The sequence below is a fragment of the Virgibacillus natechei genome, from assembly GCF_026013645.1.
In the GTDB taxonomy this organism is placed as follows: Bacteria; Bacillota; Bacilli; order Bacillales; family Amphibacillaceae; genus Virgibacillus_L; species Virgibacillus_L natechei.
On record NZ_CP110224.1, the window covers coordinates 1907512 to 1932235 of the forward strand.

Annotated in this window: 23 protein-coding genes, 1 other RNA gene and 1 pseudogene; 4 read left to right on the plus strand and 21 right to left on the minus strand. The window is 36.1% G+C overall.

From position 1 onward, the window contains the following. The first annotated feature begins 88 nt into the window (after nt 1-88). Nucleotides 89-289 (plus strand): cold-shock protein, encoded by a 201-nt coding sequence (locus OLD84_RS09975; protein ID WP_209461167.1) that lies wholly within the window; start codon nt 89-91, stop codon nt 287-289. Between the two features lie 729 nt (nt 290-1018). On the opposite strand, the gene OLD84_RS09980 is transcribed toward OLD84_RS09975, so the two are convergent. The 9 genes and pseudogenes from OLD84_RS09980 to OLD84_RS10020 form a co-directional block, all read right to left on the minus strand. After that, entirely contained in the window at nt 1019-1534 is a 516-nt protein-coding gene (locus OLD84_RS09980; protein ID WP_209461166.1) for an isoprenylcysteine carboxyl methyltransferase family protein, read from the minus strand. Between the two features lie 2 nt (nt 1535-1536). Continuing rightward, complete coding sequence (locus tag OLD84_RS09985) at nt 1537-2622, minus strand: type III polyketide synthase (protein ID WP_209461165.1); 1086 nt, start codon at nt 2620-2622, stop codon at nt 1537-1539. Between the two features lie 382 nt (nt 2623-3004). Continuing rightward, nucleotides 3005-3316 (minus strand): annotated as a pseudogene (locus OLD84_RS09990) (zinc ribbon domain-containing protein); the annotation flags it as partial. 479 nt (nt 3317-3795) lie between these two features. Continuing rightward, nucleotides 3796-4932: a THUMP domain-containing class I SAM-dependent RNA methyltransferase gene (locus OLD84_RS09995; protein WP_209461164.1), complete on the minus strand. Its 1137-nt coding sequence runs from the start codon at nt 4930-4932 to the stop codon at nt 3796-3798. Between the two features lie 812 nt (nt 4933-5744). Continuing rightward, nucleotides 5745-6123: RNase P RNA component class B (rnpB, locus tag OLD84_RS10000), an RNA gene on the minus strand. Between the two features lie 75 nt (nt 6124-6198). Beyond that, nucleotides 6199-6528, minus strand: a complete 330-nt coding sequence (gpsB, locus tag OLD84_RS10005) for a cell division regulator GpsB (RefSeq protein ID WP_209462763.1) — start codon at nt 6526-6528, stop codon at nt 6199-6201. A 248-nt stretch (nt 6529-6776) separates the two neighbouring features. Beyond that, nucleotides 6777-7178 (minus strand): cytidine deaminase, encoded by a 402-nt coding sequence (locus tag OLD84_RS10010; protein ID WP_209462764.1) that lies wholly within the window; start codon nt 7176-7178, stop codon nt 6777-6779. Between the two features lie 84 nt (nt 7179-7262). Beyond that, entirely contained in the window at nt 7263-7613 is a 351-nt protein-coding gene (locus tag OLD84_RS10015; protein WP_209462765.1) for a DUF1798 family protein, read from the minus strand. A gap of 37 nt (nt 7614-7650) precedes the next feature. Then, nucleotides 7651-7887: a hypothetical protein gene (locus OLD84_RS10020; protein ID WP_209462766.1), complete on the minus strand. Its 237-nt coding sequence runs from the start codon at nt 7885-7887 to the stop codon at nt 7651-7653. 159 nt (nt 7888-8046) lie between these two features. On the opposite strand from OLD84_RS10020, the gene OLD84_RS10025 reads away from it, so the two are divergent. After that, on the plus strand, nt 8047-8151 hold the full coding sequence (locus tag OLD84_RS10025) for a spore protein (protein WP_209462767.1): 105 nt from the start codon (nt 8047-8049) through the stop codon (nt 8149-8151). Between the two features lie 90 nt (nt 8152-8241). Here OLD84_RS10025 and OLD84_RS10030 read toward each other — a convergent pair whose 3' ends face one another. Beyond that, a complete protein-coding gene (locus tag OLD84_RS10030) occupies nt 8242-9204 on the minus strand; it encodes a DUF2515 family protein (RefSeq protein WP_209462768.1) in 963 nt (320 codons plus the stop codon). 110 nt (nt 9205-9314) lie between these two features. Here OLD84_RS10030 and recU point away from each other — a divergent pair, with 110 nt between their 5' ends. Beyond that, entirely contained in the window at nt 9315-9902 is a 588-nt protein-coding gene (recU, locus tag OLD84_RS10035; protein WP_209462769.1) for a Holliday junction resolvase RecU, read from the plus strand. An 18-nt stretch (nt 9903-9920) separates the two neighbouring features. Further along, a complete protein-coding gene (locus OLD84_RS10040) occupies nt 9921-12662 on the plus strand; it encodes a PBP1A family penicillin-binding protein (RefSeq protein WP_209462770.1) in 2742 nt (913 codons plus the stop codon). 56 nt (nt 12663-12718) lie between these two features. On the opposite strand, the gene nth is transcribed toward OLD84_RS10040, so the two are convergent. The 11 genes from nth to OLD84_RS10095 form a co-directional block, all read right to left on the minus strand. Further along, a complete protein-coding gene (gene nth, locus OLD84_RS10045; RefSeq protein WP_209462771.1) occupies nt 12719-13372 on the minus strand; it encodes an endonuclease III in 654 nt (217 codons plus the stop codon). A gap of 3 nt (nt 13373-13375) precedes the next feature. Continuing rightward, complete coding sequence (locus OLD84_RS10050) at nt 13376-14056, minus strand: DnaD domain-containing protein (protein ID WP_209462772.1); 681 nt, start codon at nt 14054-14056, stop codon at nt 13376-13378. A 160-nt stretch (nt 14057-14216) separates the two neighbouring features. Next, on the minus strand, nt 14217-15509 hold the full coding sequence (asnS, locus tag OLD84_RS10055; protein WP_209462773.1) for an asparagine--tRNA ligase: 1293 nt from the start codon (nt 15507-15509) through the stop codon (nt 14217-14219). A gap of 19 nt (nt 15510-15528) precedes the next feature. Beyond that, complete coding sequence (locus OLD84_RS10060; protein WP_209462774.1) at nt 15529-16710, minus strand: pyridoxal phosphate-dependent aminotransferase; 1182 nt, start codon at nt 16708-16710, stop codon at nt 15529-15531. 22 nt (nt 16711-16732) lie between these two features. After that, complete coding sequence (locus OLD84_RS10065) at nt 16733-17272, minus strand: cell wall elongation regulator TseB-like domain-containing protein (protein WP_209462775.1); 540 nt, start codon at nt 17270-17272, stop codon at nt 16733-16735. A 278-nt stretch (nt 17273-17550) separates the two neighbouring features. After that, nucleotides 17551-20352, minus strand: a complete 2802-nt coding sequence (gene dinG / locus OLD84_RS10070) for an ATP-dependent DNA helicase DinG (protein WP_209462776.1) — start codon at nt 20350-20352, stop codon at nt 17551-17553. Between the two features lie 77 nt (nt 20353-20429). Beyond that, nucleotides 20430-20813, minus strand: a complete 384-nt coding sequence (panD, locus tag OLD84_RS10075) for an aspartate 1-decarboxylase (RefSeq protein WP_209462777.1) — start codon at nt 20811-20813, stop codon at nt 20430-20432. Between the two features lie 13 nt (nt 20814-20826). Then, nucleotides 20827-21699 (minus strand): pantoate--beta-alanine ligase, encoded by an 873-nt coding sequence (gene panC, locus OLD84_RS10080; protein WP_209462778.1) that lies wholly within the window; start codon nt 21697-21699, stop codon nt 20827-20829. A gap of 13 nt (nt 21700-21712) precedes the next feature. Continuing rightward, a complete protein-coding gene (panB, locus tag OLD84_RS10085) occupies nt 21713-22540 on the minus strand; it encodes a 3-methyl-2-oxobutanoate hydroxymethyltransferase (protein WP_209462779.1) in 828 nt (275 codons plus the stop codon). Further along, the gene (locus OLD84_RS10090; protein ID WP_209462780.1) at nt 22530-23534 is read right to left on the minus strand and encodes a biotin--[acetyl-CoA-carboxylase] ligase; all 1005 of its coding nucleotides are present in this window, start codon (nt 23532-23534) and stop codon (nt 22530-22532) included. Before OLD84_RS10090 ends, panB begins: the two co-directional genes overlap by 11 nt. Next, nucleotides 23510-24712, minus strand: a complete 1203-nt coding sequence (locus OLD84_RS10095; RefSeq protein ID WP_209462781.1) for a CCA tRNA nucleotidyltransferase — start codon at nt 24710-24712, stop codon at nt 23510-23512. The genes OLD84_RS10090 and OLD84_RS10095 overlap by 25 nt, the downstream gene beginning before the upstream one ends. Nucleotides 24713-24724: the final 12 nt, after the last annotated feature.

A 24724-nucleotide genomic window follows, 5' to 3' on the forward strand; every position in this document is an offset into this window, starting at 1 on the left:
CTTTTATAGGTGCTGCCTTTTTTGAAGTCCCATCTATCTACTTTGTATTAACACGTTTCACGTGAAAGTTTTTAGGAGGATTATTTACATGGAAAACGGAACAGTAAAATGGTTTAACGCAGAAAAGGGCTATGGCTTTATTCAATTGGAAGAAGGAAATGATGTTTTTGTACATTATTCAGCAATCCAAGAAGAAGGCTTCAAAACGTTAGAAGAAGGACAAGAAGTTTCTTTTGAAATTGTTGAAGGCGATCGTGGTCCTCAAGCAGCTAACGTAACAAAAAAATAACGCAGTAAATATAGAATTGATATAAACGGCAATCTTAGCGGATTGCCGTTTTTTTGTTTGCATAGGAAACTATAGAATTTAAAAGCTGTGGATAACTTATTTGCCGAAATATCCACGTCCAGCTCCAGCGCCCAGCAACTATCAAACTTCACACTCCTCCACTACGATAAAGAAGACTTGCCGATTGGCTCCGCCAGAGGCTTAGTCGCACTTATACCCTTGTGGTGAAAGTCAACATAGACTCACTTGGTTTAAGGAAGGCCGACTAAAACCGGGCTTGCGCTCAGGCGTCGGCATACCCCTATGAAGGGGCATGTTTCCTTTTCGCTTTCCAAGCATAAGATTCACTTTGACTTTCGCCACTACTGGCGATAAGTCAAGTTCATCTAATCTCATTGCGGGGTGGAAGTTCAACTAAAATCGCCACTTTGCGTGGCAACGTTGAACCACCCGCAGCGCTGAGCGCAGTTTGTACGTTGCTAAACGGGCGCTTGCGCTTTTGTTCTTGTAAAACTTTGTTCAACTTACTTATGTAAATAAGGAAGATTATCGTTATAGGTTCGTTCCCAAAAAGGTCGACTCCGTACACAAAGCTTCAGAAGCACAATATATGGTGAATGTCAATCCGTGATATTGACATTCACCATATATTGTATGTAACCACCTGATCTGGCCTTTTTGGGCGAGAAACGTTATAGACTTCTTTAACGAATGCAAAGTTTTCTAATTTTAATCTGAAAATTTTTCTGCTAAAGCTTTTTGCTCTTTTGGTATTCTTACTGTTAACAAGAGGATGTGCAATAGTGGAAATACAATGGCTGTTACATATGCACCCAATAGTAAAGGAATAACCAATAGTTCAATTCCGACAATAATGTAATTGGGGTGGTTCACATATTTATATGGTCCCTCTTTAACTAAGGAAAAGTGCGGGGATATGATGATTTTTGTGTTCCAAAATCTACCTAGCGTTCGGATGCACCAGATTCTTATTATTTGAGTGAAAATAAATAAAGAAAGTAAAATGTAGTTAATTTTCAAATTTGACACATCACGCATCCATATTTCCATTAATATAGAGACAAAAAACAAAACATGGAGGATAATAAAGAGTTTATAATGTTCTTTGCCCCTTTCGATTCCACCTCTAGCTTTCATCCAATTTTCATTTCTTCTTGCAATGATTAATTCAATTAATCGTTGGCAAATGATAATACTTAGTAAAACCCACATGAATAAAGGCATTATTAATTCCACTCCAATAATAATAGTTCTGAACTAAAGCCTGGACCTAAAGCAGATAATATACTTAGTTCATTACGATTAGTATTTTCTTTCATTGCTTCATAGAGCACATAAAAAACCGTAGCGGAAGACATATTTCCATGGTTTCTAAGCACTTTATAAGAATTAGAAAACTTCATACTCGAACTTTCTATTACATCCTCCATTGCGTTCAATACTTTTTTTCCGCCTGGATGTGCAATAAATGAATGAATCATTTTTTCATTCAATCCTAACTCTCGCATAAATGCATGAATGTGGCCATCCCAAAAAGAATTAACCATTGCAGGAATGCTTTTGGAGAATATGACTTCTAAGCCACTGTTGTTGATATTCCACCCCATAACTGATGTACTGTTCTTTTTTGTTAACGAACTACTACGACGTATTTTTGGTGTATTCCTTTTGCGGTACGAAAGAAATGGTGATTTCTCTCCAATAGCTAAAACAGCACTAATACCGTCACCAAAAAGAGCACTACCGATTAAATTGCTTTTTTTCATATCTTCTTTTTGAAAGGTTAAACTACATAGCTCACAGCATACAATTAAAGCAGTTTTTTCTGGATGGGCAGCAATCCAATCAAATGCTCGTGACAATCCGATAGCTCCACCTGCACATCCCAACCCCCATAGTGGCATTCGACTTGTACGTTCACTAAAAGGCCGCTCGTTAAGCAGATGTACTTCCATGGATGGTGTTGCAATTCCTGTACTCGATACAAAAATAATCATGTCTACAGCTTCATAAGGTATATCCTCTGTTAGGAATTCCTGATTTGATAAACAGTGATCAACAGCTTGTAGCATATGTTTCTTGGCAAACGTTTGATAAAGGTCATTTTTTTCCTTAAATGTGTGGCTCTCCTTTAACCACTTCTTATCTACTACGAATTGCCTGTTGTCTATTTCTGCATTATCAAATACAGGTAGTAATCTATTAACTCGTTTTGTAGAATGGGAAAACACATCTAATACTAATTCCTTTACCTCGTCTTGTGATAAATTATTTTTGGGAATGCTAAGACCAACAGAACCAATGAAAGCCATGAAATCACCTTTTTATGTCATATTGTTTTTCTTTTTCAGACTTATAGATTATATAGCTCGGTGAACCTCTCCGCCTAAATCAAAGATTTTGATGAAGTTTCCCTATTTAGGGACGATGGCTTTGCTCTATTGAACCGAGTCTTACATCATCTCCCAGGGCTTTGTTTTATACTGTTCGGATTGACCTTGCCCTACAGTCGAAACAATTTATTTATGTAGTTGGATACAAACCCGTGAAATCCAGTCCAACCTTTTCGATACATAGGAAACTATAGAATTTAAATGCTGGGGATAACTTATATACTGGAATAGCCACGTCCAGCTCCAGCGCCCAGCAACTATCAAACTTCACACTCCTCCACTACGATAAGTCAACATCGACTTACTTCGTTCGTCGTGTTTCCTTTATCTCATTGCGGAATGCTCCAGTTTGTACGTTGCTAAACGGGCGCTTGCGCTTTTGTTCGATATTGATGGCAGCATTATGGTCGCGATCTAAAACTGTCCCGCATGAACTGCATACATGCGTGCGAACGGACAGAGACTTTTTCACACGATTCTCGCAGCCAGAACAGCCTTGACCCGTATAATGCGGTTTAATTCTTACAAGTTCTCCACCATTGTTTTTACATTTGTATTCGAGCTTATTACAAAAAGGACCCCAGCCAGCGTCATGAATCAAGTTTGCCAGATAGTTTGGATTTAAATCATCTTAGTCCCATCTTTACTAATTTCCAACGGATTTTTCATTTTTCCATACCGATATCAACCAGTCTGTCAATAAACTGTAATTATTATTCAATATGATTTCTTCAAAGTTATGCTCCTTTGAAAAATGATACAGTTGGGCTGCGTACATCTAGCCTAATACATAGGAATTTTGCGATTTCGTTATTAATTTCCTTCACATTCAACCAATATCCTTTGAATTACTCTATCATGTGTAGGATCTTTTAAACGATCAATAAAATACTTCATTTTTCTGATGTCTCAATTTGATGTCGTTTCGTTTTTCTGCGAGGAATCCAACAACTTCAGACCGTTGATTGATGCCGCTTTTTGGTGTTTTCGTTCGAATGTCTCATTAGATTAACAAGGGAGATTCCTGATAAGAGCTGAGTTCTTTTAACAATGCTTTAAAGTCCTTTTCATTTAAGTGGGTATCGTTCAAATTTAATCCTGCCTGCTTTTACGCCCAAAATATTGATAATAATCAGTCTGAATAAATCCGTTAAAAAGCTTTCTTTTCTTGGTAGCCTGCTGACCGTATTGTTTTTCAAACCCTTCGAACGCAGTTAAAATATAAACACTCCAAGTTGGGTGGTCTTTCATTACATTGCCAAGTTCTCTGTATATAGTTGCTACCGCCTCTTTATCCCCTATTCGTTGTCCATAAGGTGGATTACCTATCACATATCCATTTTTATTTCGAATAAATAAGTCCTTAACCTGCATTTGCTTCCACGTTATTAAATCTCCTAAGCCTGCTTCAACTGCATTTTCATTTGCAATCTTTACTAAATTATAATCAATATCTGACCCAGTGATATCTAGCTTTTGATCGTAATTTGCCTTTTCTTCTACTTCTTCGTAAGCAGCTTCCCAATGCTTATTCTTAATAAGCGGCCAATCCTCACAAGCAAATTCACGATTAAAACCAGGTGCTATATTTTGGCCTATCAAAGCTGCTTCGATTGCAATCGTACCAGAGCCGCAAAAAGGATCTATTAAAGGATGATCAGGTTTCCAATTTGTAAGCATCACTAAAGCAGCTGCCATCGTTTCTTTTAAAGGCGCTTCCCCTTGGCCAATGCGATAGCCTCTTTTATGTAGACCAGTACCAGACGTATCAATGGTAAGTGTTGCTATATCCTTAAGTATGGATACTTCGACTTTGTATAACGGTCCAGATTCGGGCATTTTAGAGGCCAATCCATATTTAAGTTTCAGTCGTTCAGCTATTGCCTTTTTAACGATTGACTGGCAATCCGGGACACTATATAACTGGGACTTTACAGATTTACCACTAACTGGAAATTGTCCCTCTTCTGCTATAAAATCTTCCCATGGAAGGGATTTAGTTGATTCAAATAATTCATCAAATGTGGTTGCAGTAAACGCTCCGATACGTAATCTGACACGATCTGCTGTACGAAGCCATAAATTGCAACGTGGAATTGCTGATATAGGTGCCTCGAATAGTACTCTTCCATTCTCTACGGTAGCTTCATATCCTAACTGTTTTACTTCATTAGCAACTACAGACTCTAGACCCATAGCAGCTGTTGCGATTAGAGTTACGTTCTTCATATAACTTTTCCCTTCACTTCTAGATTAAATTAGCTTAAGTTTATCATATCCTAAACCAAAAACTAAAAACATATCCTTCTAAATTAAAAAATTCACAGAACAAAGCGCCCGTTTAGCAACGTACAAACTGCGCTCAACGCTGCGGGTGGTTCAACGTTGCCACGCAAAGTGGCGGTTTTAGTTGAACTTCCACCCCGCAATGAGATTAGATTCACTTTGACTTATCTCCAATAATGGAGAAAGTCAAAGTGAATCTTATGCTTGGAAAGCGAAAAGGAAACATGCCCCTTCATCGGGGTATGCTGACGCCTGAGCGCAAGCCCGGTTTTAGTCGGCCTTCCTTAAACCAAGTGAGTCGATGTTGACTTTCACCACAAGGGTATAAGTGCGACTAAGCCTCTGGCAGAGCCAATCGGCAAGTCTTCTTTTCACCCACAGGGCATAAGTGCGACTTTACTTCTGCCTACGCCTGCCGGCTTGGCAATCAGTAAGTCTTCTTTTCACCCACAGGGCATAAGTGCGACTTTACTTCTGCCTGCGCCTGCCGGCTTGGCAATCAGTAAGTCTTCTTTTCACCCACAGGGCATAAGTGCGACTTTACTTCTGCCTGCGCCTGCCGGCTTGGCAATCAGTAAGTCTTCTTTATCGTAGTGGAGGAGTGTGAAGTTTGATAGTTGCTGTGCGCTGGAGCTGGACGTGGCTATTCCAGTATACAAGTTATCCACAGCTTTTAAATTCTATAGTTTCCTATGCAATGAAAAAAACCTTGCTATATAGCAAGGTTTGCCTTTTACAGTATAGACCATTAAGTATTCGATAAGCCATGTTCTGTTCCTCAGTACTACAAACGGAGGTCAGCCTCGTACATTCGGTGTAATCATCTATCTACAAGCATTCATTGCTTGTCCCTTATTCGGTTGAATTCCCTACTAAAGGATGCCCCTACCTTAATTTGGGTTGCTCACTTATGGGGTTTACCTCGTTCCACCCGAAATGTTTCCATTCCAGCTACGTCACTGTGGCACTTTCAAGGATAGAATCCCCTATCAGTAGACTTAGGGATGTCTCCTGCCGTTAACCTCGTAATGTTGCCTTGACTTATGATTTCATCAAGCATAAACACTACAAACATCTCAGTTTGTGTGAGCATGGACTTTCCTCTGTACGTTAATACAGCGATTACTTGAATACTTAACTTTAGTGCGAAATTAAGTATACCATGTCTAAGACAATTATTCAATATGCTCCGAGTTGCTTGTTCACAGATTATTTCAGTGTCTCTTCATCTATATTCTCAGATTCTGCAAATTTCTTACCAAACACCGCTTTTTCTAAGTTGGATACCCGTTTCAGAACATCATAATTAGGTTGTTGGGCTGGTTGAGAAGAACGTGACCTAGTCTGGTCTGAAGCCCCACGCTTAAGCCGCTCGTTTTCTTGTTGCAGTCGCTCAATTTCCTGTTTAAATACATCATAATCCTGAATAACTGTATCAAGAAACTCATCTACTTCCTCTTGATTGTAACCACGCATTGCAGTTTTAAATTCTTTTTCAAGAATATCTTTTCCATTTAATTGTACACGAATCGAACTCATATTATAACCACCTCATAGTTTCCATAAGTTTATTTTTTCAAATATCAATGATGATGTCAATTTTAAGTTTAGCAGGTAGAAAAGTATAAAACTTTCCTATTGCATAAATGCAACTAAGGGCATTCACCGAATACCAAGTTTTCTAATTAATAGATCTATATTCTTATACCTATGTCTTTAAAAACTATTATACCACAAAAAAAGGAACCTGAAAAAATCAGCTTCCTTCTATACATAATTTTATGCTGTTATGTTCTATTTAAATCACTCGGTTGGAAGGAAAAAGGTAGTAATTCTTCCATCGAGATTGTTTTTGTATCTTTGTTTAAATTTGTTAAATGGATATTCATATTACTGCTAAAGAACTCGCTCATTACTTGGCGACAAGAACCACACGGCGGAACTGGTCGTATTGTGTCTGCTGCAACTGCCATCTCAACAAATTTTGTTTCCCCTTCTGAAATGGCTTTAAAGATGGTTACACGCTCTGCGCAACAGGATACAGGATAGGCTGCATTTTCAATATTACAACCCGTATAAACCTCACCAGATTCAGCTATAAGAGCTGCTCCAACAGGGAATTTAGAATAGGGTACATATGCTTTATTTCTTATTTTAATAGCTTCTTCAAGTAATTTATCTTTACTCATGATTTCCCCCCTTTATATTATTGGGAGATAATTATAAGAGAAATAACGGCTGTTGTAAAGCGTTTTCAGGGTTTCACCTCACCTTTAGTTCATTTCTCTTAATAATTGATCAAAAATATAGGCGATGGAATTGTTAAGTTCCATAAACCGTTTCCGTTTTACATCAATATAAAAGCTATGCATTAAAAGTAATTCCATATTTTCTCTGGTTGAAGTTATTTGTTGTGGATGGACATTGATTTTTCTTTCTTTAACAATTTGCAGGGAATCCTCTTCCCATTTAGCTAAAAGTTCATAAATAGGTGTTGATTCTTCTTTCACCTTTAAAAAAAACTGTCTATCCTTTTTATTCTCTGGAGGTTCATCATTTTCATACTTGTCCTTTAAACGGTTTAGGTGTTGCTTTAGTTCCACTGTTTGATTTTTTAGATCCATATTAAAACCGCCCTTACTACTAATTTATACATTCTTTTTATACTGTATCATTTTTAGATAAGGTTGACATCTTTTTGATTAAAGATTTTGTGTTGCTTATTTCCTGTTGGTTGTTTTGAAAGCCTTGTGATATTTTCTTGTCTACTTTCATTGTAAGCTTTTGATCAATCCAACGAACTTGATCCGTAATTCGTTGCATCGAATCTTCAAAATCCTTTTTTTTAGCACCATCACAACGTTTTGTACGTTCAAATTTTCTAACCGCTAGTGACATAGTCCTCACCCTCATTCTTTTGAATTATTAACATATTCGGCTGAAATATGAGACTCTCCTTCCTGTTCGACAAAACTAGTAGTAAGGATACAAAACTAGTGTTATTACTTATCTTTTTTACGAAATTAGACACACTAATATATAAAGGAGGTTTTAAAAATGAAACATAAAAAACCAGACCCTAAAAAACCTGGTAATAAACAATCAAAATCACTAAAAACTGGTGATAAAAAATTAGATGGACCAAATAGACCTTCAATTTAATGATGAACAAAGAAAAAGGGTTTGTGGATTGGAACAAATCCTTTTTCTACATAAAGTAAAACTTCCTTCCGATTCTATATGGGTTGTTCGTTAAACGGAGGTAACTATATTTTTCAGATGATAATAAGCGTACAGCATATTTCTTTTTTTGTAGAAGGCTGACCCTATATCACTTTTTTTTGTGGAAGCGTTATGGTGTTGTAACCATTTCTTTTTCACACCCCTTGATTTAGACCAATCATTACGAATTATATCTTGATGAGAAATCACAGGGTAAAGTAAGCGTAACATTGGACTCTTTGGCAACGTCATGTTCAAATAAATTTCATAATCAATACGCGACCCGGTATGCTCATTCGTCAATGCGAATTCTATCAGCGTTGGGAAAATGTTAGGAGAATATATTATTCCAGCAATTTTCTTTCCTAATTCAATGCGTTTTGTTACATTTGTGAAGTCATGTACAAAAGCTCCATATAATTTGGGAGATCGTGTTGGTAAGATAACCGCATTCATAAATAAGGAATCCTGTAAAAGGTATGGAAATTTATGAAAGACGTGATGCTTGAAAAAGGGTTGTTTAATCACGGGAGTTTGGATAACATTTTGTTCATTTATTATAAGTGCTATCATTAGTCTCTCTTGGTTATTGCTCTTCCAAAAATGATACCACTCGTTTATCATGAATTGAGACGCATTATATTCCTTTAATAGGTAAAACATTGGCTTTTTGGAGGATAGTGAAAGTTTATAAACAAGCAGTTGTGGATATGCATCTGAAAATATCAACCAGTTTGCTCTCTCGTACGTCATAAATAAGCGACTTCGTTCTTTATCGCTTAGTATTTTTTGAAATGGAGGCAAATGTAAATCAGTCATATTCCATCCTGCATTTCTTGATACCATACTGGCAACAAAGGCCCACTTTATCTCAGGAAAATCAACGAAAAAATTTTGATAGGCTTTTGTTCGAGATATATTGTCAATATTATGCGCTCTTGTGCAATTTGTTATATAATGTATATAAGACTGTTCTTTTTGTTCATTATACATGGATAGACCTACTTTTCCCCTAGTCTTTGTTTAACTAGCTGCATTTATGCTCTGTTCTATGCTTTTATAGTTGTTTTTTGATATGATAATGTACTGTAGGGGGTTGTTTGATGAATTATCCAAATGGTAAAAAGAAACCAACAGTAAGAAAAACGTCTGATAAAACAAATAAAAGTTTCAGCAACCGGGGAATGACACTAGAAGATGATATAAATACAACGAATAACTATTATTTAGCTATCAATAAAGCAGTTATTCATAAGAAACCAACACCAATACAAATTGTAAACGTTCATTACCCGAAAAGAAGCGCAGCTGTTATTACAGAAGGATATTTTAAACAAGCTTCAACCACCGATTATAATGGCCTATATCGCCATAAGCACATTGATTTTGAGGCGAAAGAAACTAAAAATAAAACGTTGTTTCCATTAGCAAATATTCATGATCATCAAATAAAGCATATGGAATTAATCATCGAAAATGGTGGAATCTGCTTCTTAATCATTCGTTTTGCAGCATATGATGAAACATACTTCATACAAGCTGAGAAACTGATTTCATACTGGAAGGAAAAATTAAATGGAGGTAGAAAATCAATACCTTATGAAATAATAAAGCAAGAAGGATATCTTATCCCATTTCAATATCAAGCAAGAGTTGATTACCTAGCAATTATAGATAAGCTATACTTTTAGAGACGGAGGTATGGAGTTATGGCAGATAATAGCCAATCTCGTACAGCAAGAAGAAAACAAAAAAAATCAAAAAAGAAACCAGTTTGGAAAAAAATACTCCTAACTGTACTTCTTGTTATATTAGCAATTGGAATTGGTGTAGGTGGAGTATTCACGTATTGGATTGCAACAGCACCGGAACTGGATGCATCCGAATTAGCAATACCTTTTTCATCGATAATTTACGATCAGGATGGGAATGAATTTGCTGATTTAGGATCTGAACAGCGTACAAGAGTTGAGTATGATGAGTTTCCTCAAGTGTTAATTGATGCAGTTGTCGCTACAGAAGATGCACGATTCTTTGAGCATTCCGGGATTGATTTAAGACGAATTGGTGGAGCTATAATTGCTAATATTAGAGGTGGTTTTGGCTCAGAGGGCGCGAGTACTATAACCCAGCAAGTAGTTGAGCAATCATTTTTAACACCTGATAAAGATTTGAGTATAAAAGTTCAGGAGCAATGGCTTGCATTACAGCTGGAACGTGAATATTCAAAAGAAGAAATTATGGAAATGTATTTAAATAAAATTTTTTATGGAAGCAGGGCTTATGGAGTAGGAAAAGCATCCGAAGTTTATTTTGATAAAACGGATTTGGAGGAACTTACATTACCAGAAGCCGCAATTTTAGCTGGGTTACCACAACGTCCTACTGCTTATAATCCATATGAAAGCCCAGAGTTGACCGAGGGAAGAATGGATACTGTACTAACATTAATGGTGAGACATGACAAGATTTCTCAAGAAGAGGCTGATGAAGCTAGGGGAGTTGATATCACTGAACTATTAAATCCAACCGATCCTGAACCCACACATTATGAAGCCTTTCTGCAGCAAGTTAGAGACGAAGTTGAGGAGAAAGTTGATGGTGCAGATATTTATACAGACGGACTAGAAATTCATACAACATTAGACCCTAGTATACAGGAACATGTAGAGTTTCTATTAACAGATAGTGAAGAAAACCCTATACCTTACTACGATGAGGAAATGCAAGCCAGTATGGCGGTTTTAGATACGAATAATGGTGCGATTCGGGCAATTGGCGGAAGCAGAAATAATCAAGGATTGGATGGGTTTAATTACGCTACCGACTTAAATCGTCAACCTGGTTCTACAATCAAACCTATAGTTTCATATGGTCCTGCTATTGAACATGATCAAATTTCTACTTATCAGCAAATAAATGATGATCAACCGTACGAAGTTCAAGGAACAGATCCAATAAGAAACTACAATCGCTCCTACGCTGGTTGGGTATCGGCACGTGATGCTTTAAGTCGATCATTAAATGTCCCAGCTGTAAAAGTATTGGAAGAAACAGGTTATGAAAATGCTCAAACTTTTGCTGAGGGATTAGGTATTAACTTTGCCGATGATAATATTGGAATTCGTGATGCCATTGGGGGAACAGAAACTGGAGTCAGTCCTCTTCAGTTAGCTGGAGCGTTTCGCGCATTTGGTAATGAAGGGATATATAATGAGCCTTACGCCGTTACAAGCGTAGAATTTGCGGATGGTCGATCGATTGATTTACAACCTGAGCCTGAAGCTGCTATGTCAGATTATACAGCATATATGATTTCAGATATGTTAAAAACAGCAATTAGTGAAGGTACAGGTACAAATGCCAATATCCAAGGAATGCCGGTTGCTGGTAAGACTGGAACAACAAATAGAGATGGAATTGAAGGGGCAGCTGATTCTTGGTTCAGTGGTTACACAACCAATTACACGATATCTGCTTGGACTGGGTATGATGAATATGATAGAGGAATAGAAGATACCCAAATCCCTCATGCACTATTTAGGGAGACAATGACAGAGATATCAAATGATATAGAAACAGCAGATTTTACAAGACCTAGTTCTGTTGTGGAAGTTGATGTAGAAAGGGGCTCAAATCCTGCGGTATTACCTAGTGATTACACCCCTTCCTCAGAAATTATTACGGAGTTATTTGTGAGTGGTACGGAGCCAAGTAGTACGTCTGAGCGATTTGATCAACTTGATTCCGTAAGTGGTCTCCATGCTGAATATGACGAGGATTCTAATTCAATAACAGTAGAATGGGATTACGATACCGATACGGATGTTTCATTCGAAGTAAGTGCAAGTCAAGATGGTGGACAAATGCAAGGCCTATCCTCTACTGACGACACATCAATCGAAATTTCAGATGTTGAGTCTGGTACGGAATATGAAATTCAAGTTGTGGCATTAAGTAATGAAGATAGTGGAAGCACGAGTGACCCTGTGTCAACAGCAGTAACAGTGCCTGGAGAAGATGATGAGGAAGAAGAGGGTATTCCGTCAGTTAATGGGTTGAGTGCATCTTACAATGAAGGTGATTCACTTATTGATGTTTCGTGGCAATATGACGGACCGCCTGCATCATTTGAAGTAGACGTAAATGGAGAAACACAAACTGTCGATTCGAATGGCATAGAAATTAGTGGTGCTACTCCTGGTGAAACATACACCATAAATGTTACTCCAGTTGGACAAAACGGAGATAATGAAGGTGTCAGAGGAGATACACAAAGCACAGAAATTACAGTTCCTGAAGAAGAGGTAGAAGAAGAGCAAGAACCGGAAGAAGAACAAGGAGAGGAAGAAGAGCAAGACGAAGAGGTAGAAGAACAAGATGAGCAAGAACCGGAAGAGGAAGAACAAGAAGAAGAAAACGAAAACGATGATAACGGTGAAGATGATTAATGCATAACGAAAAAGAGGTAAACTCCCATGAAATTAGGTAGTTTACCTCTTTTTTATCATACCGTTTCTTTTTTCATGCGCTTCTGCCCTTCTCTGCAAATTTCAAGTAATGGACACGCTGGACAATTGGGGGTCTTAGCTTTGCAATGATATCTTCCAAAGAAAATCATCCGATGATGTGTTTCACTCCATTCATTTTTGGGGACTTTACGCATTAATGTTTCTTCAACTTCTAGCACAGAGTCTTTCCAGCGGCAAATCCCTAGACGTTTAGAGATGCGTTCTACATGGGTATCAACCGCTATTGCAGGCTCATTAAAAGCAACCGAAGCTACTACATTGGCAGTCTTTCGGCCAACCCCAGCAAGCTTCATTAGTTCCGTTTTTGTACATGGTACTTTGCTGTCATATTCAGAAATTAAAACCTGGCAAAGTTTTTGGATGTTTTTTGCTTTATTGCGATATAAACCAATTGATCTGATATCTTGCTGTAGCTCTTCAATGGATACAGATAGGTAGTCACTTGGAGTTTTATACTTTTTAAATAATTCTTCAGTCACTCTGTTAACAAGTACATCTGTACATTGTGCAGACAATAATACGGCAATTATTAATTCAAATGGATTTTTGTGATTTAATTCAGCTTTGGCATGTGGAAACATTTCCGCCATTGCATCTAGACAATATCTTATTTGTTTCTTATTCAGCATATCCTAGTCTTCCCCTTCTAACCAGTTATAATAAAATGAAGTATCTCTTTTCTTCGTATTTTCTTGTTTACTAGTTTGTTTATTATGGAAATCTCTACTGGCATTGCGTGCTTCTTCCACTGAATGAATTCCTTTTTTCTTCCAATCTCTGAGTATGCGATCGATATACTTAAAATTAAGTTTGCCCATTAGAACAGATTCTCTCAAGCCTGCTTTGATTAATGATGGAGCTATTTCATCTTCATCCAGCCATGCATTGATGGTTTCAATTTCAAATGGCGAGAGCGGTCTGCCGAATTCTTGTTCAAATAAAATAAATATAGTTCCGTCCGTTTGTTCGTTTTGCGGTTTTTCATTAGTTGAATAGATCTTTTCCCAGAGAGGGTCTAAGGAATATGCTTCACTTAATTGATTTTCTTCATTTTTATGTTGATTAATAGACAGTAAATTTTTCTGAATAAGCTTACGTAATAAATTGGCACATTCTTTCTCATCAATTGTTAAATAAGATGAAATTTCATACGGTGTTGGAAAATCATTATTTTCTTGTAAAAACCGATGTAATTGCAATAAGATCATTAATTCCTTTTCATTTAGCCCTAACGATGTATAGGTGGTTAGCAATTTGATCGGTATTGGTAATTGATTTAACAATATTGGTTGTAATGAAATGGATTTTGTCATAACAAGTAGCACCTCAATTATAGTATAGCATGAATATATCATTGAATTGTTCAACATACTTCTAATCTGTAAGTAAGTGGACACGAATGAATAGTTACTTACAATTTAAAATCCCTTGCCTGAAAATTGCAAGGGATTCTAACTTATACTTTGGAATTACTTATGGATATAAACGGTTTAATAATCTTGGGAATGGAATAGTCTCTCTAATATGGTCCACACCGGACAACCATGCAACCGTTCTTTCTAATCCGAGACCAAATCCTGAATGTGGAACACTACCATATTGACGTAGTTCCAGATACCATTGGTAAGCTGGACCTGTTAAATCATGCTGCTGGTATCGTTCTTCCATCAAGCTTAAATCATCAATACGCTGCGATCCGCCAATAATTTCTCCATAACCTTCTGGAGCAATAAGATCTGCACACAATACAACATCAGATCTTTCTGGGTCTGGTTTCATGTAGAATGCTTTAATTTCGGCTGGGTAATTTATAATAAATACTGGTTTGTCATAGGCTTCAGCAATAGCCGTTTCATGAGGAGCGCCAAAATCTTCGCCCCATTTAATATCAGTAAAGCCTTTTTCTTGCAGTAAGACAACAGCATCATCATATGAAATTCTAGCGAAAGGTGCCTTGATTTTTTCTAATTTCGATGTATCACGTTCCAGCACATTTAATTCCAATTTACAGTTATCCAGTACGGATTGTGCAATAAAACTCACATATTGCTCTTGTATTTCTAAGCTTTCTTCATGATCAATAAAAGCCATTTCTGGTTCAATCATCCAAAATTCAATTAAGTGTCTGCGTGTTTTCGATTTTTCTGCACGAAATGTCGGGCCAAAAGAGAATACCTTGCCAAACGCCATTGCAGCAGCTTCCATATATAATTGACCACTTTGTGATAAGTAAGCTTCTTCATCGAAATATTGAGTATGGAATAATTCAGTAGTTCCCTCTGCAGATGATCCTGTTAAGATTGGTGGATCAATTTTCACATACCCACCATCATTGAAAAATTGATAGGTTGCTCGAATAATTTCATTTCGAATTTTCATAATAGCATGTTGTCTTTTGGATCGTAACCATAAATGGCGATGATCCATTAAGAATTCAGTACCATGTTCTTTTGGTGTTATAGGGTAGTCTATTGCTTCATGTATCAATTCAATATTACTAACCTGCATTTCATATCCAAAAGGGGACCTTGCATCCTCCACGATCTTCCCGGTTATGTACATGGAAGATTCCTGTGGCATACTTTTAGCAAGTTGAAATGCTTCTTCGCTAACATCGCTTTTTGCTACTACACCTTGCATAAACCCTGTTCCATCACGTAACTGCAAAAATGCGATTTTTCCACTTGATCGTTTATTGGCAAGCCATGCTCCAATCGTTACTGTTTCTTCATTATAATTAGGTGCTTGTGAAATTGTTATTTTCAAATGTATGACCTCCGTAAAACTATGCTTGATGACTTGTTACAAATCTTTTTATACGTTTGGCTGCTTCTTCTAATGTATCAATTGATAAAGCATAGGACAACCTTACATTGTTTGGTGAACCAAATCCAGAACCAGGTACTAGTGCAACCTTCTCTTCTTCAAGTAATGCTGTCACCCAATCATCTGTGTTATCAAAGCCGTTCATGGCTACTGCTTCTTCTACGTTCGGAAATAAATAAAATGCTCCTTTTGGCTTAACACATGAGATCCCAGGTATAGCCACGATTAACTCATACATTGCGTCCAGTCTTTCCTTAAATGTTTGTTTCATCGCTTCCGAATCTTCTTTACTTTCATATGCAGCCAAAGCTGCGTATTGTGCAATAGATGTAGGATTAGATGTCGAATGGGAAGCCAGATTTGACATTGCTTTAATAATATAAGTTGGTCCAGCAGCATACCCAATTCTCCAACCAGTCATTGCGTGAGATTTGGATACTCCATTGATTAAGATAGTTTGTTCTTTTAATTCATTAGACAAGGCCCCTATCGAAACATGCTCATCATTGGTATAGATTAATTTTTCATAAATTTCATCTGAAACAATTACAATATTATGCTTTAAGCAAATTTCTCCTAGTTTTTCTAATTCTTCTTTATTATACATCATTCCAGTAGGATTACTTGGTGAATTAATAATAACGGCTTTTGTTTTATCCGTGATTGCATTTTCAAGTTCTTCTGGAGTTAACTTAAAGTCATTTGCTTCTTCAGCATTTAGGAAAACTGGTTGTCCACCAGCCAATTTGATTTGTTCTGGATAACTGACCCAATAAGGTGCGGGAACAATTACTTCATCTCCCTCATTTAACAAGACTTGAAACAAAGTATATAAAGCGTGTTTAGCTCCTGTTGTTACAATTATTTGGTCTGTTGAATATTCTAGGTCGTTATCATCTTTACACTTACGTACAATAGCCTGTTTAAGCTCTGGGATGCCACCAGCTGGTGTGTATTTGGTCATTCCATTATCCATTGCTTTCTTTGCGGACTCAAGAATATAATCAGGTGTATTAAAATCGGGTTCCCCAACACCTAGACCTATAACATCATGCCCTTGCTGCTTTAATTCTTTTGCCTTTGCGGAAATTGCTAATGTTGATGATGGTGTTAACGTTTTTACTCTGTTTGCTAATTGCATTTATAAAGTCACCTCTCTATGTCTAATTAAACATCCGATTAAAACGATATTGTTCATAACGTGATCCGTCGTACATGGATAAATAATCTAATATATATCGGTTTGAGTCATCATTATATGCTAATTCCCATAATGGCTCATCATCAACCATCGCTGGTACTATATTAATGAACTCACAACCGGTACATTGTTCGCTCCAGCCGCTTTTTATAGTTTCTGCAAGTACTATTTCATTTTTTTCAACAGTAGTTAGTGTCTTTTCATTACCTTCTAAGGGATAAAAGATAATTTTCTCTTCATTATCTTCGTTCTTCCCAAATATAACATGGTATGCTTCAGCACCGTTAAATTGTTCAATTTTCTCTATTTCTGTAATGGAAGTAGCTTGTATGATTTGTCTTTCTGTTTCCTCAAATCCAGCTGTTTTACTTTCTTGTATGTCAAGGTATAAAAAAATAACATATATAAAACAGGAAACAAGCAGAATTAGAAGTATAAGGAAAATCCAAAATATTTTTCCGCGACGCCCCGTATAACTAAAATTTTGTTGCTTATATTTCATTATTCTCACCCAATTATTAGCTTATTACTTGTTTGGTTATCCATCTTCTTCCAACCATTAATAAAAGCTTCTTCTATTATCAAATTTTGTAATTCATAGTTAAAGTTAGCTTACAGATACTACTCATAAGGAAGGTTGATTTCAATTAAAGGAAAGCATATATAGTATAACAGCCCATGCTGAGATTATGTTTTGTTTTCCTTTAATTCAACAAAATTTTCCTACCCATACCATACTATAATATACTGATGTGTGTGATTAGCATCAGTATATCTTTTTTAAAACCAATCACCTGCTTTATTCATTAATTTATGTGTAGAATCAATTGTTATTGGTACATCCGGAATGGATTGAATAAAATACTTACCATAACGAGCTTTGGTGATTCGTGCATCACAAACAAATACAATTCCTCGGTCACTAGTTGATCGGATTAATCTTCCAAATCCTTGCTTAAACCGGATAACTGCATTTGGTAATGCTAACTCAAAAAACGCATTTCTTCCTTCTTCTTTTAAATAATTTGATTTTGCTTCATAAACCGGATGATTTGGTGGTTGAAATGGAAGCCGAACAATCATTAAACAAGATAGATCATCTCCAGGTATATCAACGCCTTCCCAGAACGAGCTAGTTCCAAATAATATGGCCTGGTCAAAGGTTTGAAAGTTTTTCTTTAGTCTACTACGACTTCCACTTGATATACCTTGAGCAATAAGCACATATTTATTTACATCTATGGTTTCTTTTAGTAATGTATGTGTTTTTCTTAACATGTCATATGATGTAAATAAGACAAGCATTCTTCCATCTGTTATTTCAGCTAAAGAAATGATGGCTTCACATGTTGCATAAATAAATTCATCCAAATTTCCTTCCTTAATATCTGGAAAATCATCTGGGATCATGAGCTGTACTTGATCCTGATAAGAAAAGGGTGACGTGATTTTCTTTGTAAACAATCGGTCTGTTGGCAAACCGAGTCTGTTTTGGATAAAGGAAAAAGAATTTTTCATTGTTAAAGTAGCGCTAGTTAAGATAACACTTTCCTTTTTATCAAAGAAATCGTCCGCTAATAGTGTAGAGATGTCTGTAGGTTCACTATAAAGATAAACAGCATTTTTAGCCCCATGTGTATCAATTTCAATCCATTTTACCTGAGGTATTGAATTGTCTATTAAGAATAATTGTTCGATTTGATCATTGAATGACTGGAGAATCTGCATACTTCCTTTTATTTCATCATCATCATATTTTTCAAGAACCTGTTTTTTATCAAGATATTGTTCAACTATTGTAAGTATATGGATTAGATCTCTTATAAAAAAAGTTAATCTTGTTGCCATCTCTTTTATGGTGTTCCATTTTTGTGGTTCTTCGCGTTCATCTTCAAAACGGTATTGCGTTCTCCCGATATCACTAATTGATTTATTGTTTTTTTGCTGATCCAAAACATATTGATATAAGGTTCGGAATAAATCATCAATTTCATATTTAGCTTTTAAAAATATATCATCCCATTTTTTCAAGGGCAAATCATCTTGATTAAAAGTATATTTTTGCAGTAACTTACTGAATATCTTAGATTCATCTGTCATTCCAAGTTGATTGAATGTGTATTGCAAACTGATATAATCTAATTTTAATCCATAATGATGTGAAGCAGTTTCTTCCAAATGATGGGCTTCGTCTATGATAACTTTGTCATATCTGGGTAAGAATTGATAACCATTAAACATATCCGTACATAGCAAGGCGTGATTCGTAATGATAATATCTGCTTGCTGTGCTTTTTGACGTGCTTTTTGATAATAAGACCTTGTAAACCAAGGTGAAGATGGATCGACATAGCCTTCTGTTTCAGCTGATATTTTTTTATAAAATAAATAACCACTGGATGGTAACTGAATTTCGTCAATATCTCCAGTATCCGTTTCTGTTAGCCAAACAAGTATCATTGCTTTTGTAAGAGCAATATCATAATTATTCTGTTGATCCGTAGCTAACTCTCGCTCTAGCTTTTCAAGACTAATATAATGATTTTTTCCCTTTAATAAACTTGCTTTGAATGGGAAGTCAATTAATTTACGAATTAGCGGAATCTCATTTTCCAATAATTGTGATTGTAATTGCGTCGTATAGCTGCTGATCACAATCCGTTTTTTTGTTTTAACGGCTTCATAAATAGCAGGAATTAAATATGCCAGCGATTTTCCTGTTCCTGTTTCTGCTTCAATTAAAGTGTGATTATGCGATTGAAATGCATCAAAAACCGTTTCTGACATTTCACGCTGTCCATCTCGTTTTTCGTACTTTTCCATATACTGTTGCATGCTGCCATTCATTTCATAAATATCATCCAAATAGTCACCATAAGAACTTATCTGTACATCATCGGATACTGTATTATTTTCTGTTTTTTTAAATGCAAGTCCTCTGTAAGAAACAATTTCATCATTTTCATCTGTCGAAAACGCCAATTGCCTATGCCTTTCAACTAATAACTCCCTTAAATCAGATTTAAACATAGTTTCAAGTGTTAATAAATGGTCAATTGTTTCATATGGCAAGGATTCCAGCTTCTCCTTGAGTTTTATAAATAACTTTGCAGTTACATAAGCATCAGATAAGGCCCGGTGAGGATCATCATGATAAATATCCAAGTATTCCGTTAACTGCTCCAATTTAAAACTCGGTGATTTTGGATACAAGATTCGCGCAAGTTCAACCGTATCCAAAACTGGATTCGTCAGCTGGATCATTTCATTATTAGCAAGTTCTTGATTTAAAAAACCTAAGTCAAACGGAACATTATGAGCTATTAAGTATCCGCCGTTAAATATATTTGTTATTTCTTCTGCTTTTTCTTCAAAAGTCGGAGCATCAGCAATATCTTCATCGAAAATTCCCGTTAAGTTAGAAATAAATGGAGGGATGGCCTTATTTGGGTTAAGCAAGGTGGAGTAACGATCGGTTATTTTATTGTCTTCAATTACAACAACACCTACTTCGATGATTTTATCATCCTTTACCGGGGAATTTCCGGTAGTTTCAAGGTCAATTACGACATATTTATTCATGCTTCCACCTAACTTTCTTGTACCACCTTAAAAATAAAACCCTTACCATATATTTTTGATAAGAGTTTTACATCTACCTACATCTCTGTTAATGGAGGTTCTTGCTCAATAAGTTGCTCGATTTCATTATTATCATTCATAATGGCAACTTTTGGTTTATATGATGTTAACTCTTCATTACTGACAATTGCATAGGAGACAATTATTACGGTGTCACCTTTTTGTACAAGCCTCGCAGCAGCTCCATTCAAACATATAATTCCAGATCCTTTTTCTCCAGGGATTATATATGTTTCTAGTCGAGCTCCATTATTATTATTTACAATTTGTACTTTTTCGTGTGGCAAAATGTCAACTTGCTCCAATATTGATTCGTCCACTGTCACACTTCCAACATAATTTAAATTGGCTTCTGTCACTCGTGCACGATGAATCTTCGCTTTCATCATGGTACGAAACATAAGGTTCCCCTCCTTACTTAAACTGACTCACTAATTTACCATTTTTATCTAATAGAAGGTTATCGATTAATCTGGTATTTTCAAAATTTACGGCTACTGCAAGTATTACCTGTTCATCTATTACAGTAATAGGTTTAAGCTGTGGATAGCTTAGAATTTCGACATAATCAATTCTAGCACTTGTCTTATCATTAATCGTATTCATAACCTCTTTAACAATGATAGCAGGATTTTTTTCATCGTCAACTACTAATTGCTGTCCTTTTTGCAATGCTTTATATATCCACACAGCTTCTTCTCGCTCATGACGGTTTAAATGAACATTTCGGCTGCTTTGTGCTACACCATCCTGTTCTCTTGTTGTCTGTATTCCAATTAGTTTAATTGGAAAATTTAAAGAAGTAATAAGTGCATCAACTACTGCAACCTGTTGTGCATCCTTAAGTCCGAAATAAGTTTTACTTGGTTGTATAATGTTAAATAATTTAGTTAATACCGTAATTACACCTTCAAAATGGTTAGGACGGGAGCGTCCACACATGACATCAGCCCGTTCCACGGTAGACAAAGCAATAAGCATTTTACTTGGATACATTTCATGCGCTGTAGGAATAAATAAAATATCTACACCAATCTCTTCTGCAAGCAGTAAATCCTTTTCTTCATTCCGTGGATATTGTTCATAATCTTCATTTGGACCAAATTGTAGCGGGTTAACAAAAATACTTGCAACTACAATATCGTTTTCTTCTTTTGCATGTTCCATTAAGTTTAAATGTCCTTCATGAAGGAAACCCATTGTAGCCACAAAACCTATTTGTTTATCCTGTTTAATTAACTCGCGGCATTGATATTGCATTTCTTCAACTGATCGAATAACTTTCATACGAATCCCTACTTTAACTTTTTGGTAACAAATCTTTATTTTTAGTTAAAAATGAATGTTGATCTAATGGGAACAAACCTTTTTTTACATCGGATACATAGCCTTTAATCGCCTCTACCCCTTGCGTGTTAAAATCTCCATAGGGTTTAACAAATTTAGGTAAACGGTCGACACCATATTTTAATATATCGTGATAAACCAATACTTGTCCATCACAATAAACCCCAGCACCAATCCCAATTATCGGGATGGGTGTATTCTCTGTAACAATTTCGGCTAGCTCTTTCGGAACGCATTCCAATACTAATGAAACGGCTCCATGCTCAGCGAGTTTCTCAGCATCTTCAAGAAGCTTTTTAGCTGTTTCTTTATCTTTTCCTTGAACTTTAAAACCACCTAAGACGTTGACTGTTTGAGGTGTTAAACCTAAATGTCCAACAACTGGAATCCCTGCTTCAGTGAGCCGCTTTGTTAACAGCAAGATTTCTTCAGAAGCACCCTCTAATTTTAGTGCTTGCGCATCCGTTTTCTGAAAAATTTCTCGGGCGTTTATTAACGATTCTTCCAAAGAAACATGATAGGACATAAAAGGCATATCCACAACAGTATACGTATTTGGTGCCCCTCGTTTTACCGCCTTTCCATGGTGGATCATATCATTAACTGTTACTTGAACTGTAGATTCATATCCTAAGACAACCATACCTAAGGAGTCGCCAACCAGTATCATATCAATTTCTGACTCTTCTGCTGCTTTTGCTGAAGGATAATCATATGCAGTAATCATCGTAATCTTTTCATCGTTTTCTTTCATTTTCTGCAAATCCAATCTATTTAACATAATCCATTTCCCCTCCTTGAAACCATTCAATTTCTCCAGAATATAGCCTTTTCTCTTCTTTATCAATACCTTTATAAATTAATGCCCCATCTTCAGCAATTCCTAAAAACGCTGCTTCCCATTGGTCTCTTGACGTTTTGATTAGAATGTTTTCTCCAATTTTGAACCCGCTATTTTCCCATTTCTGCTTCACTTCAGAAAAACCATTTTTCATATAGGTTTCATAAGATTTTTCAAAAGTAACTAATAGGTCTTGGATAATATTTTTAATCGACCAATCTTTATTCGTTTCGATTTGTAAGGAAGTTGCATTTAAATTTACATCCTGGGGCAACTCATTATATGTTTGATTAACATTTACGCCGATTCCAATTACAACATATTGAATTTGATCTTGCTCTGCCTGCATTTCTGTTAGAATTCCTGCTGTTTTTTTGTTGTTTAATAAAATATCATTTGGCCACTTAATCAGAGGCTCCGTATTCGTATATGAACGGATTGTTTCTGCTAGCACAGTTGCAGTTAATAAAGTTAATTGCGGTGCAAGGTACGGTAATATTGCAGGTCGAAGAATAATACTGAGCCAAATACCCTTATTCTGTGCAGAGTGCCATGTGCGATCCATTCTTCCTCTGCCCTTCGTCTGTTCGTCAGCAATAATGATTGTACCATGTTTAGCATTGTCCTGAGCAGCTTGATGCGCAATGATCTGAGTAGAGGCAGTTGTTTCTTTATGTATAATTGTTCTACCAAGCCATTGTGTGTTTAACCCCCATTGAATCGTGTTCTCACTAAGCTTATTAGGAGTATTCGTAATCTTGTAACCTTTATTAGATTTTCCTACAATTACGTACCCATCTTTTTCTAACTCTTTCATATGTTTCCATACGGCGTTGCGGGATATGTTTAACCTTTCTGATAAAAGTTGTCCTGATATATATTTGTCTTGATTGCCTGCTAATATTTTGATTAGTTTATTTCGGGTGGATTCCATTTTATCCACTCCTTTAATTCAAATTTTATATTTTTGAGCCCCCCTATCACAACTTCTTTCTCTATTATGTTGAGTGTTCGTTGTATCCAAGGGCCTCTTTTCGCATCAGGAAATAGATCTACAATTTCATTCCCATTAATTTCCAGATCTTTTTTTGATTGGATCGTAAGGTTTTGATCGATTTGATATAAATCCTCATGCATTAATGAATAATCTGGTTGAAATGTCTTAATTAACCTAATAAAACCATTATAGTAACTAGAGGATAGTTGATAAACCAACCATTGATCGAGTCCGTGCTTCTTAAAGTAGTGAAAAGAATAAACCAATTGATTAGCTTCATTTTTCATCTTATTGGAACATTTCCAACTAGTTATCCAATTTTCAACACTTGCGCGTGGTTCAACAATATGAAATAACGCGATAACTTCACCAAAGGAATATAACGGTGTTAAGGATTTGGGAAGTGAATGAATAATATATGGATATTCTACCATAATTGGAAGATGTTTATATACTTCTGTAGCTTTTAAGTATGAAATTCCATTAGCAAGGTATCTACCAGCAAATAGTTTTGTAAATTCATTTACTATTCGCTCCATTGCGAGGGTTTCAATAGCTTCTTTTACCTTTTTCATGTCATTCAATGTCTGGTGATGGATATCAAAACCTAATTGACTAGAAAATCGAAGTGCCCGAACAATACGTAATGGGTCTTCTGCGAATCGTTCATACCCATTACCTACTGTTCGAATAAGCTTATCTTCTAGATCAGCTTTACCATCAAATAAGTCGATGGTCTTACCATACTTATCCATAGCCAATGCATTGATTGTAAAATCTCTCCGTTTTAAATCTTCATGGATTGTATTTGTGAATTGCACGAAATCTGGATGACGTTGATCCGTGTAATCTCCATCTACTCTAAATGTTGTTATTTCATAGGATTGGTGCTGATGGCGCACAATGACGGTTCCATGTTTGATGCCAACAGGAATAACCTTTTCAAAAATTTGTTGAATAAGATTTGGTTGTGCGGATGTTGCGATATCAATATCTCCAATTGGACGTTCTAATAAGAGATCACGAACACATCCACCAACAAAAAAAGCTTGATGATTACATTTTTCTATTTTATCAATAATAGGACGTGCTATTTGAAAAGGTTCCGTAAGCATTATTATCACCAT

Excerpts from the sequence above, each read along its gene's own strand:
- OLD84_RS10010 (WP_209462764.1), bottom strand. The coding sequence starts at position 7,178 with ATGAGTAAAGATAAATTACTTGAAGAAGCTATTAAAATAAGAAATAAA.
- OLD84_RS10015 (WP_209462765.1), bottom strand. The coding sequence starts at position 7,613 with ATGGATCTAAAAAATCAAACAGTGGAACTAAAGCAACACCTAAACCGT.
- panC (WP_209462778.1), bottom strand. The coding sequence starts at position 21,699 with ATGAAAGTTATTCGATCAGTTGAAGAAATGCAATATCAATGCCGCGAG.
- OLD84_RS10090 (WP_209462780.1), bottom strand. The coding sequence starts at position 23,534 with ATGGAATCCACCCGAAATAAACTAATCAAAATATTAGCAGGCAATCAA.
- panD (WP_209462777.1), bottom strand. The coding sequence starts at position 20,813 with ATGTTTCGTACCATGATGAAAGCGAAGATTCATCGTGCACGAGTGACA.
- dinG (WP_209462776.1), bottom strand. The coding sequence starts at position 20,352 with ATGAATAAATATGTCGTAATTGACCTTGAAACTACCGGAAATTCCCCG.
- OLD84_RS09995 (WP_209461164.1), bottom strand. The coding sequence starts at position 4,932 with ATGAAGAACGTAACTCTAATCGCAACAGCTGCTATGGGTCTAGAGTCT.
- OLD84_RS10050 (WP_209462772.1), bottom strand. The coding sequence starts at position 14,056 with ATGACAAAATCCATTTCATTACAACCAATATTGTTAAATCAATTACCA.
- nth (WP_209462771.1), bottom strand. The coding sequence starts at position 13,372 with ATGCTGAATAAGAAACAAATAAGATATTGTCTAGATGCAATGGCGGAA.
- OLD84_RS10030 (WP_209462768.1), bottom strand. The coding sequence starts at position 9,204 with ATGTATAATGAACAAAAAGAACAGTCTTATATACATTATATAACAAAT.
- OLD84_RS09985 (WP_209461165.1), bottom strand. The coding sequence starts at position 2,622 with ATGGCTTTCATTGGTTCTGTTGGTCTTAGCATTCCCAAAAATAATTTA.
- OLD84_RS09975 (WP_209461167.1), top strand. The coding sequence starts at position 89 with ATGGAAAACGGAACAGTAAAATGGTTTAACGCAGAAAAGGGCTATGGC.
- OLD84_RS10040 (WP_209462770.1), top strand. The coding sequence starts at position 9,921 with ATGGCAGATAATAGCCAATCTCGTACAGCAAGAAGAAAACAAAAAAAA.
- panB (WP_209462779.1), bottom strand. The coding sequence starts at position 22,540 with ATGTTAAATAGATTGGATTTGCAGAAAATGAAAGAAAACGATGAAAAG.
- OLD84_RS09980 (WP_209461166.1), bottom strand. The coding sequence starts at position 1,534 with ATGCCTTTATTCATGTGGGTTTTACTAAGTATTATCATTTGCCAACGA.
- OLD84_RS10020 (WP_209462766.1), bottom strand. The coding sequence starts at position 7,887 with ATGTCACTAGCGGTTAGAAAATTTGAACGTACAAAACGTTGTGATGGT.
- OLD84_RS10060 (WP_209462774.1), bottom strand. The coding sequence starts at position 16,710 with ATGCAATTAGCAAACAGAGTAAAAACGTTAACACCATCATCAACATTA.
- OLD84_RS10065 (WP_209462775.1), bottom strand. The coding sequence starts at position 17,272 with ATGAAATATAAGCAACAAAATTTTAGTTATACGGGGCGTCGCGGAAAA.
- OLD84_RS10095 (WP_209462781.1), bottom strand. The coding sequence starts at position 24,712 with ATGCTTACGGAACCTTTTCAAATAGCACGTCCTATTATTGATAAAATA.
- gpsB (WP_209462763.1), bottom strand. The coding sequence starts at position 6,528 with ATGAGTTCGATTCGTGTACAATTAAATGGAAAAGATATTCTTGAAAAA.
- OLD84_RS10025 (WP_209462767.1), top strand. The coding sequence starts at position 8,047 with ATGAAACATAAAAAACCAGACCCTAAAAAACCTGGTAATAAACAATCA.
- recU (WP_209462769.1), top strand. The coding sequence starts at position 9,315 with ATGAATTATCCAAATGGTAAAAAGAAACCAACAGTAAGAAAAACGTCT.